Source organism: Pseudoalteromonas sp. MEBiC 03485 (genome assembly GCF_004195145.1).
Lineage (GTDB): Bacteria > Pseudomonadota > Gammaproteobacteria > Enterobacterales > Alteromonadaceae > Pseudoalteromonas > Pseudoalteromonas apostichopi.
Genome location: NZ_SGBT01000001.1, coordinates 2,562,926 through 2,578,091 on the forward strand (window position 1 = coordinate 2,562,926; position 15,166 = coordinate 2,578,091).

A 15,166-nucleotide genomic window follows, 5' to 3' on the forward strand; every position below is an offset into this window, starting at 1 on the left:
CAGGGCCATTTGGAGTCAGTTATGTCTGCTACGAGTAAACCTCAAGCTCAATATTTAAAAGATTACCAAGCCCCACAATTCTCAATTCAACACATCGATTTACATTTTGAACTAGCGCCGTTAAAAACCTCAGTACAGTCAACAATGACAATCAATCGTACTGACGAAAGTAATGCTGATCTTTCTCTAGATGGTGTTGATTTAACACTAATTTCTGTGATGGTTGATGACAAAGCTTATAATGATTACACGCTCGAAGATGAAAAGCTGATCATTCATAATTTGCCTAAAAATTTTATACTTAAAATTGAGAACCAAATTGACCCGCAAACAAACACCTCATTAGAAGGATTGTACCTGTCAGGCGGTGCTTACTGTACGCAATGTGAAGCTGAAGGTTTTAGAAAGATTACCTATTACCTCGACCGACCAGATGTACTTGCCAGCTTTGATGTGACAATTATTGCCGACAAAAAATACACTCATTTACTGTCTAATGGTAACCAAATTGAATCAGGTAACTTAGATGACGGACGTCACTTTGTAAAATGGCAAGACCCATTTAAAAAGCCAAGTTATTTATTTGCACTTGTTGCTGGTGATTTTGATGTGCTACGTGACCATTATACAACCCAGTCTGGTAGACAAGTTGAATTAGCCTTGTTTGTGGATAAAGGCAACTTATCGAAAACGCCCCACGCGATGACGTCTTTAAAGAAGTCAATGCAATGGGACGAAGAGCGCTTTAACCTTGAATATGATTTAGACATTTACATGATTGTTGCCGTTGATTTCTTCAACATGGGTGCAATGGAAAATAAAGGTCTCAATATCTTTAATTCAAAATGTGTTTTAGCAAATCAAGAAACGGCCACCGACAAAGATTATCATACGATTGAGTCTATAGTTGGCCACGAGTACTTCCATAACTGGACAGGTAATCGAGTCACTTGCCGAGACTGGTTCCAATTGTCGTTGAAAGAAGGGTTAACGGTTTTCCGTGATCAAGAGTTTAGTAGTGACTTAGGCTCCCGTGCACTTAATCGTATTGATGCAGTTAAAGTTATGCGAACTCACCAATTCAGTGAAGATGCAGGGCCTATGGCGCACCCAATTCGACCTGAAAAAGTCATTGAAATGAATAATTTTTATACTGTGACTGTGTATGACAAAGGAGCTGAAGTTATCCGTATGATGCACACCTTACTGGGAGAAGAGAAGTTCCAGCTAGGTATGGCATTGTATTTCGAGCGCCATGACGGGCAAGCTGTTACCTGTGATGATTTTGTGGCTGCAATGAGTGATGCATCCGGTATTGATTTAACGCAATTTAAGCGATGGTACAGCCAAGCGGGTACACCAAAGCTCAATGTAGAACAAGTGTATAATGAACAAAATCAGACTTTTACATTGAGTATTGAACAATTCGCACCTGATAATCAGCCTAACAATGCCTTATTGCACATACCGTTTGCTATTGAGCTTTTAGATAGTGAAGGGCAGTCGCTACCTCTTGTGATTGATAATCAGCCACAAGATTCGGTATTAAATGTTACTGAAAAAACGCAGAAATTTGTTTTTGAAGATATTACACAGCGCCCAGTAGCAGTGCTACTTGAAGATTTCTCAGCGCCATGCATTGTTAATCAAAATACGTCTGCAGCTGATCTGTTACATATTATGCGTTTTGCTCGCAGTGACTTTTCACGTTGGGATGCTCAGCAGCGTTTATTTACGAATGAAATTAAAGCGGCGATTGCCAGTGGTGAAGCTTGTTTATCTGATGATATCTTGTCGGCATTAAAGCTACTAGTTGATAATCGTGAAGGTGACCTCGCACTAATTGCGGAGCTGTTAAAACTGCCTAGCTACGATACTCTTGCTGCAGAATATGCCGTCATCCCTGTTGATGACATTATTGCTGTGCAAAATGCATTTGAATCGCAAATTGCCAACTTCCTAACAGAGTCATTGGTTAATTGTTATAACGCCCTTGATGACGATGGTTCTACATCCGCTACAGCCGTTGCCGTACGTGCTCTTAAGCAACTTTGTTTATACTATTTAGCGAAAACAAATCATAGCGAAGTTAGCAGCTTGATTAGAGAATCTGCAAACAGTAGCAATATGACCAACGCCCTTGCTGCATTAAGTGCTGTGGTTAAAGCAAACCATCCACTGTGTGACACACTGCTAAATGAGTTTGATGCTAAATGGCGTCATGATGTGCTTGTTATGGATAAATGGTTTGCCTTACAAGCAATGAAAGATTCAGCAACGTGTATCAACGATATTAAAGCACTCTATGATCATCCTAGTTTTGACTTTGGTAACCCTAACCGAGTGCGTGCATTAGTTGGAAGCTTTAGTCACTTTAATATCACTCAGTTCCACCGTGCAGATGGAAAAGGGTATCAATTACTAGGTGATTTACTGGTTAAGCTTAATAATATTAACCCGCAAAATGCATCGCGCATGCTGACACCGTTTATGTCATGGAAACGCTATGATGAAAATCGTTCAGCGGCAATGAAAGCACAATTGCAACGCTTAGCTGATTTAGATGGTCTCAGTGATGATCTGTTTGAAAAAGTTGAGAAAGCTCTAGAAAGTTAATGAATGAGTATTACTTTGCCTTGTATCTGAGTTATGCAGAATGTCTTGATTACTATCATGGTAAATATAAATCTGTGCAAGTCACAGAGGATGGTGGCAAGACTGTTCGCTTTGATGCAAACCATTTACGCCCTTTTATTTCATCCTTAGGGATAAGAGGGCGCTTTAGGTTGACATTAACCGCTGAAAATCAGTTTTTAAAACTAGAGAAAATTAGTTAAAAAGCAGCTTTGGCTGCTTTTATTTTGTGCTTTTTAATCACTAAAAAGTTAATTTTCACTGTCTACTATTCTCTAAATTTATTATATTTTTGTTAATTCGATTTGTTCTATTGTTAATTTACGTGTATAAAATATCTGGTATGACGTCTTACCAATGCGTAAACGTCACATTTTTAAATAAATATTAACCGATTGAACGCGTTCTATATTGTAATTTTACTGTTTCGCTTCTATCGTTAGAAAGATACTAAAAACAACAATTTGATCACAAAACAACCCGTTACAGGGGGATGAACACAATGATAAAACGATCGCTTTTTGTTAAAAACAAAATAGCTTTGGGACTCGCGGCGGCTACACTCGGACTCTCAAGCACATCTTTGCACGCGGCAAACTTTGAATTAGGTGACTTTGACATACGTTTTGACTCTAATTTCTCTTATGGCCAAAGTATTCGTGTTGAAGACCGAGATTTCAAACATATAGGTAAAAGTAATAACCCTTCATTCGATTGGACGGGTTATCATTCTGCTTTAAATCCAATCTATTCTTCTGCTGATGTATGGAACCAACCAGGTGCATATTCAAATAATGGTGATGCAGGTAATCTTAATTTTGATAGTGGTGATTCATTTTCAAAATTATTAAAAGGTAACCACGAGCTATCAATCAGCAAAGATAACTTTGGTTTCTTCACTCGCTTTATGTACTTCTACGATTTTGCGTTGATGGATGGTGATTACGCATATAGCAATCCAACTTCAGGCAATAAAGTTGATCCATGTGATGATGACGACACAAAAGAACAAGTGTGTGCTGATTTACGTTTACTCGATGCCTATGTATGGGCAAACTTTGATTTAAATGAAGGTCGTAACCCACTGTCTATTCGTTTAGGCCAACAAGTTGTTAACTGGGGTGAGAGTACTTTGATTTCGCATGGTATCAACGTAAACCCAGTTGATATCGATCGATTAAAAGCCCCTGGTGCAGAATTAAAAGAAGCGTTCATACCTGTAGGTATGCTTTGGGCATCTCTCGGTATTACAGATAATTTAACGCTAGAAGGTTTCTACCAGTATGAATGGCATGAAACACGTCTTCCTGCGGCAGGTACATATTTCTCGACCAACGATTTCGCGTCTGAAAATGGTTATCAGCAAAATATTCAACTGGGCTTCACCTCTAACCCAGATATTGATTTAGCATTCTTAACAGAAAGCTTAAATAATTTAGATGACATTGTTCGCTCGCAAGGTGTTGATCCTACATCAGCACAAGGTCAAGCAATGATGGCACAAATGTACCTAGCTTACCCGACCAAAGTGGCATTAAAAGGCAAAGGTTCTGCAGGTAAAAACGAACCTGATGACGGTGGTCAATATGGCTTACGCCTAGGTATGTACTTACCTGAATTAAACGACACTGAAGTAGCGCTATACCACATTAACTATCATAGTCGTCGCCCAGTAATTTCGGGTCAAGTATCAAACTTTACTGATGCGGCAATAGCTGCCGATATCGGTATGTTACTAACGACAGAAATCACAGAAGATAATGTAACAGGCTTACAAGCATTTACTAAAGGACAGCTAGAATACCCTGAAGATATTAAGCTTTATGGTCTAAGCTTTAATACATCAGTCGGTGAAACAGCGCTTGCTGGTGAATTTGCATTCCGTCAAGACGAACCACTACAAATTGATGACGTAGAGTTACTTTACGCGGGTATGCCTGAGCAATTAGCGGTTGCAGGTATTCGTCCTGACTTTGCTGGTATTTCACAAATGAGTTTAGGCGATGCTACGAGTGTTGTAGGTCCAGGTGAAGTTGCACAAGGCTTTATTCTTCGTAACACAGCACAATTACAATTTACTGCAACGCATTTATTTGGTCCTTCGCTAGGTGCTGATAGCTGGGCGGTAGTTGGTGAAATTGGTGGTGTACGTATTAATGATATGCCAGATTACGATGAGCTTCGTTTAAACGTTGCCGGTACTGGTCGAAGCGGTATCATGCAAGGCCCATTAAGCGATGATTATTCAACGCTACACTTAGGTCTTTCAAACGGTCCTGAAACGAATCCATTCCCAACGGCTTCTGCATGGGGTTATCGCCTAATTGCCAAAGGTGATTATTATAACTTCTTTAGCGGTGTTAACTTCTCGCCACGTTTTGTGTTCTCGCACGATGTAAATGGTATTACACCTGATCCAATGTTCTTATTTGTTGAAGACCGTAAATCGCTCGGTGTTACCATGAACTTCAACTATCAAAATGCGTGGTCATTCGACTTTAGCTACAACTCGTTCTGGGGTGGTGGCGCAACGAATACTTTCTCTGACCGCGATTATGTTTCTTTCAATATTAAATATTCAATCTAAGGGTAAATTATGATTATTAGAAAACCTACCCTCATTGCAGCAGCATTTTGTGGCGTTTTCGCAAGCTCAAGTGTACTTGCAAAAATTACCGCTGATGAAGCGGCTCGTTTAGGTAATGATTTAACGCCTATTGGCGCAGAAAAAGCAGCAAACAAAGATGGCTCTATTCCGGCTTGGACTGGTGGTATAACAAAACCACCTGCTAGTTATAAGCCTGGTATGCATCATCCTGACCCGTTTGCTGATGATAAAATCTTATTTACGATTGATAAATCGAACGTTGACCAGTACAAAGATTACTTGAGCCCAGGTCAAGTTGAATTATTCAACACGTATCCTGATACGTTCAAGATGAATATTTACCCAACTCGTCGTAGTGCGTCTTATCCTCAGTTTGTATACGATGCAACTAAAAAATATGCAACGACAGCTGAGTTAGTAGAAGGTGGTAACGGTATTAAAAATACCGCTGTAGGTGTTCCGTTCCCAATTCCTAAAGATGGTTTAGAAGCTATTTGGAACCACTTACTACGTTTCCGTGGTTTATCAATTGCGCGCTCTGGTGGTCAAGCAGCACCGACAGCGTCAGGTTCATACAACTATGTAGGTTTTGATGAGCAACTATTAGTTGAATACTCATCACCTGAAGCAACGCCAGAGAAACTACAAGAATCTAATATCTTGTTTAAGTTTAAGCAAAAAGTAACTGAGCCTGCTCGTCTTGCAGGTACTGCGTTACTAGTTCATGAAACCATGGACCAAATATTAACGCCACGCCAAGCATGGACATACAATTCAGGTCAGCGTCGTGTTCGTCGTGCACCTAATGTTGCCTATGATGCACCTGGAACAGCAGCTGACAGCTTACGTACGACTGATGATTTTGATATGTTCAACGGTTCTCCGAATCGTTACAACTGGACATTAAAAGGTAAGCAAGAGCTTTATATTCCTTATAACAGCTACAAGCTTCACAGCGACAAACTAAGCTACGATGATATTTTACAAGCAGGTCATATCAATCCTGAACATGTTCGTTATGAAAAACACCGTGTTTGGGTTGTTGAAGCGAACCTGAAAGAGGGTACTCGTCATATTTATAAGAAACGTGTTTTCTATATTGATGAAGATAGCTGGCAAGTACATGTAACGGATATCTATGATAATCGCGATCAAATGTATCGTGTAGCGATGGCTCATGGCCTTAACTACTATGAAGTACCTACTCATTGGAGTACGTTAGAAGTTTATCATGACCTTAACTCTCGTCGTTATTTAGCAATTGGTTTAGATAATCAAGAAAAAATGTATGATTTCTCACAATCATTCAACGATAACGAGTTTACTTCAAGCGCATTACGCCGCGAAGGTCGTTAATAAAATTAAGGCACCTGACTCCAGGTGCCTTTTGCAATTCGCGTAAGTCATCAGTACACGCAATAGGTTTCCCAGTGACTTTTTTGACTTCTCTTTTTTATCTTTTCGAAGGCGATTTATCTTTATGAAGTATTTGCTTTATGCCTGTCTTGCTTATAGTGCTTCATGTTTTGCTCAAGACATGCCTATGCCGCAACAAGCTATTAGCGCTGTTAACGCAAACAAAACTCTACTCACCGACATTGAACTAGCTGGCTCAAATCTTGTTGCTGTTGGCAAACATGGTGTGGTTATTACAAGTACAGATGCTAAAACTTGGCAACAAGCGAGTGTACCGACCCAAGTACTACTCACTGCAGTTGATTTTTATAATAGCGATTTAGGCTGGGCCTGTGGTCATGATGCAACCATCATTAATACACAGGATGCAGGAAAAACCTGGCAATTACAGCAGTCTCTACCAAACATGGATAAGCCATGTTTAGATATTTTATTTACTACTGCTGAGCATGGTTATGCAGTAGGTGCTTACGGCATGTTTTTTGAAACTAATGATGGTGGCCAAACTTGGCAGAAACGTTTTTTAGATAGTCTATTATTTGAGGAAGACCGTGAATACCTCAATGATTTAAAAGACAGTGATCCAGAAGGGTATGAAATTGAAACCGCTTCAATACTCCCACATTTTAATCGTATTGTTAAAACCGATAATAGCTTATTCCTAGCTGGTGAAATGGGGTTAATGGCACAAAGTTTCGACAATGGGCAAACATGGCAGCGTCTTGAAGAGATCTATATGGGCTCTTTCTTTACGTTTGCGTCAACTGCAGATCAAGGTGGAGAAGACCTAGTTGCAGGCCTTAGAGGCAACATTTTTACTCGCCAAGCTGGCAGTGAACAGTGGCAGCAAATACCACACGACAATTATGCAACCGTTAATAGCGCGATTAACTACAACAACCAGTGGCTATTATTTGCTAACAGTGGGGTGATTTTCCATATTAAGAATGACCAACTTACAGAAGAACAAATGGCCGATGGTAAATCGTTACTTGATGGTGTTGTGTTTCAAGACAAACTAATTATGGCTTCAGAAAATGGCATTAAAGTGAAGGAGTTGAATCCGTAATGCGTGGTTTTTTAGATATTTTAGAAAGAGCGGTGTTTCGTCATCGCTTATTCGCAATTATTTCCTTTGCTTTGATCACCTGTTTTTTATTATTCAAAGCAACACAAATTCAATTAGACGCATCGTTTAATAAAAATATTCCGCTCAATCATGACTATATGAAGGTTTACACCAAACACGAAAAACAATTTGGTGGTGCAAACAGTATTTTGATTTCAGTCTGTGATGCAGACGGTGATATTTTTAATGAAGAATTTTTTACCCAACTTAAAGCAGTTCATGACCAGCTTTATTTTATTCCCGGTGTGAATCGTCCATTAGTAAATTCAATCTTTGCACCGAGTGCGCGTTTTGTTGAAGTGGTTGAAGATGGTTTTGCTGGCGGTCCAATTATTCCGGCAAACTTTACCGCTGACAAACGTGGTCTTGCGGTTGTAAAAGAAAATATCGAAAAAGCAAAAGTGGTTGGCCGCATGATTGCCAGTGACTACTCTTGCGCGATGGTGACAGCCCAATTACTCGAAACTGACCCGCAAACACAAGAAAAACTAGACACTTTAGCGTTTGCTGAAAAGTTAGAAACGCAAGTCCGTGATCCGCTCAGTACTGATAAAGTCAGTATCCATATCATTGGTTTTGCAAAAATGGCAGGTGATGTAGCTGAGGGGGCTAAAGGCGTACTGTTATTTTTTGCTATTGCGATTGCTTTCACATTCGTGATGGTTTGGTTATTTTGTCAAAGCTTAAAGCTGACGATTTTACCGATTGCGTGTTCAATCATTGCGGTTGTCTGGCAGTTAGGTTTGTTATCGACCTTAGGCTTTGGTTTAGATCCTATGTCAATTCTAGTGCCGTTTTTAGTGTTTGCGATTGGCGTAAGCCATGGTGTGCAAATGATTAATGACATCGGTAAAAAAGTGTCAACAGGTAGTTCAACTCGGGTTTGCTGTCAGGCAAGCTTCAGGGCACTTCTGATCCCAGGTGGTATCGCACTGTTATCTGACACAATTGGTTTCTTAACTTTACTAACCATTGATATTGGTATTATTCGCGAACTTGCCATCACAGCGAGTTTAGGTGTGGCGGTAATTATTTTCACTAACCTGATTCTATTACCTGTATGGGCATCTTATATGCGCTTTGAAGGCACTGTGCATATTCAAGCGGGTACTCACACAGATAAACCAAATTTCTTAGATAAGTTACGCGAGCTATTAGTAAAAGCTACTGATCGTAAAACAGCTGGTTTTATTATCGTCTTTACGGCTGTGTTATTTGCAGTGGGTTACTGGCAAGCTGACAAAATGCGTATTGGTGACTTACATGCTGGTGCGCCATCTTTGCACCAAGATGCCCGCTATAACCAAGACACCTTTTTGATTTCTGATAAATACACCATTTCATCAGATATCCTAAAAGTGATTGTAGAAGCGTATCCTGCTGCGTGTACTGAGCATGATGTTATGGAACGTATTAGCCGCTTCCAATGGCAAATGGAGAACGTTTCAGGGGTGCAATCAGCAGTGAGTTTAAGTTCTGTTGCACAGTCAGTGAATGCCGGCTTTAACGAAGGTAATTTAAAATGGCAGAGTCTGCCGCGCAATACCGCCAGTTTAGTGCAAGCTACTTCACGCGTCGAAACAAGCTCAGGTTTACTCGATGGTAACTGCTCTGTAATGCCAGTGATTATTTTCTTAAATGACCACAAAGCAGAAACTATTGACCATGTAGTAGCAAAGGTTAAAGAGTTTGCTGCCGCTGAAGGTACGGATAAATTGAAGTTTAAGCTCGCGTCAGGGCCAGTAGGTGTAATGGCTGCAACGAACGAATCGGTATCGGCTGCACAGTTACCTATGATGCTTTACGTTTACGGCGCCGTAATCCTGCTATGCTTAATTAGCTTTAGAAGTGTTAAGGCTACGGTTGCAGTCGTATTACCTCTGTACATCGTATCAACCTTAGCGCAAGCGTTGATGGTACAACTTGAAATAGGTTTAACAGTGTCGACATTACCAGTTATCGCTTTAGGTGTTGGTATTGGTGTCGATTACGGGATTTACATACTTTCATCAATGATGGGGCAGCTAAAACAAGGTGTGGCACTGGAAGTAGCTTATCGTAATGCATTAGTAGAGCGTGGTAGTGCAGTGCTGTTCACAGGTATTACCTTAGCCATTGGTGTTAGCACATGGATTTTCTCTGATCTGAAGTTCCAAGTGGATATGGGTATTCTTCTGACCTTCATGTTTTTGGTTAACATGTTGGGTGCAGTACTACTTTTACCTGCAATTGGTAGCTTCCTCTGGACTGACCAGAAAAAATAATGTGAATAATTGTGCTCCAATATGGCCAGTAATGGCCATTTATATCTATATTTTGTGAATAGATGACCAAATAGCTGAAAAGCTTAAAATGATTTCATCGAAAAGGCTGTTTATTAGCTGTAAAAGAGTTAGAATTTACCTGACTCCACGCTAATAAATGGCTGTACAAATATTCTACTAATCGATAAGTAGTATAGATTAAGGAACATACAATGACACGAAATGAAGGGCAAGCCTCGGTTATCTTAGATAATGTCTGTAAGCTGATCCAGAAAAAAGTTCACGCTGATAATGTGTTACTCGTTGAGAAATTCGCCAAAGCCTTGTACAGCAATATGTCTAAAGAGGATTTGGCTCATCGCAACGATAGTGACTTATATGGCGCTGCACTAAGCCTATGGAACTCGCTAGAAAAAAATAATTCTGATGACGCGGTTGTCCGTGTTTTCAATCCTGAAGTAGCAAAAGATGGCTGGCAGTCATCGCACACTATTGTTGAAATCATCGCGAAAGACATGCCTTTCCTAGTTGATTCTGTGCGCATGGCCATGACCCGCGCAAACATCGCTTCTCACTTATTACTTCACTCTCCGCTGAAAATCCAACGTGATAAAAACGCTAAAATCACCGGTATTTCAAGCTTAAAAGCTGAGCAAGAATCAACGTCGACAAAAACTGTGTTCTTTATCGAGATTGATCGTCAAACAGATGCAAAAGTCATTGAGTCTTTCAAAAAAGAACTTGAGAGTGTGTTAGTTGACGTATCTATTGCTGTAGAAGATTGGCAGCCAATTCGTGAAAAACTTATTGCGGTAACGAAAGACTTACCAAAACGCCATCATAATAATAACGAAAGCGAAGTTGCAGAAACGGTAGAATTTTTAGACTGGTTAGCCAAGGATAACTTTACGCTAATGGGTTACCGTGAGTATGAACTTTCGCCAGTGCAAGGTGATTACCAGTTAAAAGGTAAAAAGGGCACTAGCCTTGGTCTAATGAAAAACACAGACGAAGAGCATAGCCGTTTACTTTCAGAATTACCTGAAGTAGCTCGCCAAGAAGCACGTAGCAGCAATTTATTAATTTTAACGAAAACAAATTCAGTATCTCGTGTGCATCGCCCTGCGTATATCGACTATGTGGGTATTAAGCGTTTTGATGATGCGGGCAATGTAATTGGTGAAGACCGTTTCCTTGGTTTATTCTCATCAAGCTTTTATAACAACAGCGCCGCTGATGTACCTGTACTGAAAAGTAAGATTAACCGCATTATGGAAATGTGTGACTTTGCAAAAGGCACTCATGCATACAAAGCGGTATTAAATATTTTAGAAACGTATCCACGTGATGAACTTGTTCAAGCACGTGAAGCTGATCTACTTGAAGTTGCCATGGGCGTATTACAAGTACAAGAGCGTGATATGTGCCGTATTTTTGTGCGTAAAGACGCATATGGCCGTTTCTTCTCTTGCATGGTATATGTACCGCGTGAGCGCTATAACACGGCTCTTCGTCGTGAAACGCAACGTATCTTAGCCAATGCATTTAATTCTGACGAAAAAGTCGAATTTACTACTTTCTTCTCTGAGTCAACATTAGCCCGTACACATTACACGGTGCGTGTGACTGACAATAATATTGAATATAACGTGAAAGACATCGAAAACAACCTAATTGAAGCTGCCCGTACTTGGGAAGATAGACTCCAATCTGCACTACTTGAAAGTGCAGGTGAAGCACGCGGCAAAGAACTAAACCGTAAATATGCACAAGCGTTTGCGAGTGCGTATAAAGATCAGGTTTTACCAAGTGCTGCGGTTGTTGATATTGAAAAACTAGAACTTCTTACTGACGAAAACAAACTAGAAATGTTGTTTTACCGTCCACAAGAAGAAGCAAATACTAACGTTGTTCGTTTAAGCTTATTCCATAAAGATGAGCCAATCCACTTATCTGACGTAATGCCAATGTTAGAAAATTTTGGTTTACGCGTAGTGGGTGAAACACCTTACTCAGTTAAAACGACTGACGGTAAAGTTAATTGGATCATGGATTTCACCATGCTAATTGACAATAAGGGCATTGCTGATTTTGATAAAGTATCAGCACGTTTCCGTGCCGCACTGACTAATGTTTGGAATAACCGATTAGAAAACGATGGTTTCAACCGTTTAGTATTAATGGGTGGCTTAACAGGTCGTGAAGCGTCTATTCTTCGTGCATACGCTAAATACATGCGTCAGATTGGTGTAACTTTCTCGCAAACATACATCGAAAGCACGTTTGCCAATTACCCACATATTGCTTCGCAAATCGTTAACTTATTCACTAAAAAGTTCTCTGTTAAGAACCCAGGTAGTGAGAAGGCTCTTGAGAAGCTAGTTGCACAAGTAAATCTTGAACTAGAAAACGTAGCAAACCTGGATGATGACCGTATCATCCGTTTATACGTTGATATGATCAATGCAACCCTAAGAACGAACTTCTTCCAAAAAGAAGCGGATGGCCAATTTAAGTCTTACGTATCATTCAAGGTGCAACCTTCTATGATCCCAGAAATGCCATTACCACTTCCTGCGTTCGAGATCTTCGTATACTCGCCGCGCGTTGAAGGTGTGCATTTACGTGGTGGTAAAGTTGCTCGTGGTGGTTTACGTTGGTCAGACCGTCGTGAAGATTTCCGTACTGAAGTACTGGGTCTTGTTAAAGCGCAACAAGTTAAAAACACGGTTATCGTACCAGTTGGTTCTAAAGGCGGTTTCGTATGTAAACAGCTACCAACAGAGCGTGAAGCATTCTTCAAAGAAGGCCAAGAGTGTTACAAGATTTTCATCCGTGGTTTATTAGATATCACAGATAACATTGAACGTGGTGAAATTGTGCCACCAGTTGATGTTGTTCGTCATGATGAAGATGACCCGTATTTAGTTGTTGCTGCCGATAAGGGTACTGCGACTTTCTCTGATATCGCTAACGGCATCGCAAATGAATATAACTTCTGGCTAGGTGATGCATTTGCATCAGGTGGCTCAGTAGGTTACGACCACAAGAAAATGGGTATCACGGCAAAAGGTGCGTGGGAATCTGTTAAACGTCATTTCCGTGAAATGGATATTGACTGTCAAACAACTGATTTCACTGTTGTGGCAATCGGCGACATGGCGGGTGACGTATTTGGTAATGGTATGTTGCTTTCTAAGCACATTCGCTTACAAGTAGCGTTTAACCACATGCACATCTTTGTTGATCCAAACCCAGATGCAGCGACATCTTACCCAGAGCGTGAACGTTTATTTAATCTACCGCGTTCTTCTTGGGAAGATTACAACAAAGACCTTATTTCACAAGGTGGTGGTGTATTCTCTCGTGCGGCTAAATCAATTAGCTTAAGCCCAGAAATGAAGAAAATGCTCGGCACTAAGAAAGCGAGCATGACACCTAATGAGTTAATCAAAGCAGCACTAATGATGGAGTTTGATTTACTTTGGAATGGTGGTATCGGTACTTACATCAAGCACTCTAAAGAGACTGATGCTGATGTTGGTGACCGCGCGAATGATGCACTTCGTATTAATGGTTCTGAGCTTGGTGCGAAGATCTTAGGCGAGGGCGGTAACTTAGGTGCAACACAATTAGGTCGAATCGAATTTGCTGCTAAAGGCGGTCGTGTTAACACTGACTTCATTGATAACGTGGGTGGTGTAGCATGTTCAGATAACGAAGTTAATATTAAGATTTTACTTAATGGTCTAGTTGCAGAAGGTGACTTAACGCGTAAACAACGTGATGAGCTACTTTATTCAATGACTGATGAAGTATCTGAGTTAGTATTAAAAGATTGTTATCGTCAAACGCATACCTTATCGATTACTCAATCAAAAGGTACGTCGACGCTAAAAGAAAAAGTACGTTTCATCCACGCACTTGAAAAAGATGGCAAGTTAAACCGTGCAATCGAGTTCATTCCAACGGATGAAGAACTTGCAGAGCGCGCAGCAGCGGGTAAAGATTTAACTCGTCCAGAGCTATCTGTATTAGTTTCTTATGCGAAGATGGTACTTAAAGAGTCTCTAGTGGTTGATGAAATCACTGAAAACCCATACTACCGTCAATTATTAGTTAAGTCGTTCCCAGTGCCACTTCGTGAGAAGTTCAACGATGCAATGGATAACCACCCACTTCGTAAAGAAATTATCGCAACTAAACTTGCGAATAATATCGTTAACGATATGGGTCTTAACTTTATGGTTCGTATGCAAGAAGAAACAGGTGCGAATGAAGCTGAAATCGCACTTTGCTACTCAATTGCAAAAGAAGTGTTCCAGATGCCAGAAACGTGGTCATCAATTGTTGCGCTTGATAATAAGATCCCAGCAGCTGTGCAAACAGAAATGCTATATCAGTTACGTCGTACGGTTCGTCGTGCAACACGTTGGTTCTTACGTCATCGCAATAAAGCACAAACGATTGAGCAAGCAATTGAATTCTTCGCACCAACATTTGCTGATTTAAGTGAAAACCTAAACAGCTATATGGTTGAAAAAGAGAGCGAGCGTCTAGTTAAAGCAGCTGACAAGTTAATTGACAGCAATGTACCAAAAGCACTAGCGACACGCATAGTTTCACTATCAAGCTTATTCTCTGTAATGGACTTAGCTGAAATTGCAAATAATTCAGAGCGTAGTATTGATATGGTTTCTAATACGTACTTCAAGTTGGGTGCACGTATGGGCCTTCATTGGTTCCTTGACCAAATCACTAACCAACCGGTTGCGAACCACTGGCAAGCACTTGCTCGTGCGTCATACCGTGAAGAGCTGGATTGGCAACAACGTACATTATCAGCTGTGGTACTTAATAGCTTTGCAGCAGATAGCAAAGACATTGATGCACAAATTGATGAGTGGATGGATAATCAAGATCTACTATTACAACGTTGGAAGCAGATGTTATCTGAGTTCAAAACATCGCAAAGCCACGATTTTGCGAAGTTCTCAGTGGCACTTCGTGAACTAATGTTGCTAAGCCACAACTGTGACACTTCCAAATAAGTGAAAAGTCGTTAAAATACATACCCCAGCTCGCTGGGGTATTTTTTTGCCCTTAATTTGCAAT

At 40.4% G+C, this 15,166-nt stretch carries 7 protein-coding genes; all 7 read left to right on the plus strand.

The genetic code is table 11. The features are described 5' to 3' along the window. Positions 1-21: 21 nt before the first annotated feature. A complete protein-coding gene (gene pepN, locus EVU92_RS11850) occupies positions 22-2,616 on the plus strand; it encodes an aminopeptidase N (RefSeq protein ID WP_130051395.1) in 2,595 nt (864 codons plus the stop codon). Then, complete coding sequence (locus tag EVU92_RS11855) at positions 2,616-2,837, plus strand: DUF2835 domain-containing protein (protein ID WP_130051396.1); 222 nt, start codon at positions 2,616-2,618, stop codon at positions 2,835-2,837. Before pepN ends, EVU92_RS11855 begins: the two co-directional genes overlap by 1 nt. Positions 2,838-3,136: 299 nt before the next feature. After that, positions 3,137-5,221 carry a DUF1302 domain-containing protein gene (locus EVU92_RS11860; RefSeq protein ID WP_130051397.1) on the plus strand — a complete coding sequence of 695 codons (2,085 nt, stop codon included), beginning with the start codon at positions 3,137-3,139 and terminating at the stop codon, positions 5,219-5,221. Positions 5,222-5,233: 12 nt separating this feature from the next. Beyond that, the gene (locus EVU92_RS11865) at positions 5,234-6,598 is read left to right on the plus strand and encodes a DUF1329 domain-containing protein (protein ID WP_130052285.1); all 1,365 of its coding nucleotides are present in this window, start codon (positions 5,234-5,236) and stop codon (positions 6,596-6,598) included. Positions 6,599-6,722: 124 nt separating this feature from the next. Then, a complete protein-coding gene (locus EVU92_RS11870) occupies positions 6,723-7,727 on the plus strand; it encodes a YCF48-related protein (protein WP_130051398.1) in 1,005 nt (334 codons plus the stop codon). Then, complete coding sequence (locus EVU92_RS11875; protein ID WP_130051399.1) at positions 7,727-10,051, plus strand: MMPL family transporter; 2,325 nt, start codon at positions 7,727-7,729, stop codon at positions 10,049-10,051. The genes EVU92_RS11870 and EVU92_RS11875 overlap by 1 nt, the downstream gene beginning before the upstream one ends. Before the next feature lie 212 nt (positions 10,052-10,263). Then, a complete protein-coding gene (locus EVU92_RS11880; protein ID WP_130051400.1) occupies positions 10,264-15,102 on the plus strand; it encodes an NAD-glutamate dehydrogenase in 4,839 nt (1,612 codons plus the stop codon). Positions 15,103-15,166 lie beyond the last annotated feature (64 nt).

What these genes read in the sequence shown, in the direction of transcription:
- pepN (WP_130051395.1), top strand. Translation starts at nt 22, where the DNA reads ATGTCTGCTACGAGTAAACCTCAAGCTCAATATTTAAAAGATTACCAA.
- EVU92_RS11855 (WP_130051396.1), top strand. Translation starts at nt 2,616, where the DNA reads ATGAATGAGTATTACTTTGCCTTGTATCTGAGTTATGCAGAATGTCTT.
- EVU92_RS11860 (WP_130051397.1), top strand. Translation starts at nt 3,137, where the DNA reads ATGATAAAACGATCGCTTTTTGTTAAAAACAAAATAGCTTTGGGACTC.
- EVU92_RS11870 (WP_130051398.1), top strand. Translation starts at nt 6,723, where the DNA reads ATGAAGTATTTGCTTTATGCCTGTCTTGCTTATAGTGCTTCATGTTTT.
- EVU92_RS11875 (WP_130051399.1), top strand. Translation starts at nt 7,727, where the DNA reads ATGCGTGGTTTTTTAGATATTTTAGAAAGAGCGGTGTTTCGTCATCGC.
- EVU92_RS11880 (WP_130051400.1), top strand. Translation starts at nt 10,264, where the DNA reads ATGACACGAAATGAAGGGCAAGCCTCGGTTATCTTAGATAATGTCTGT.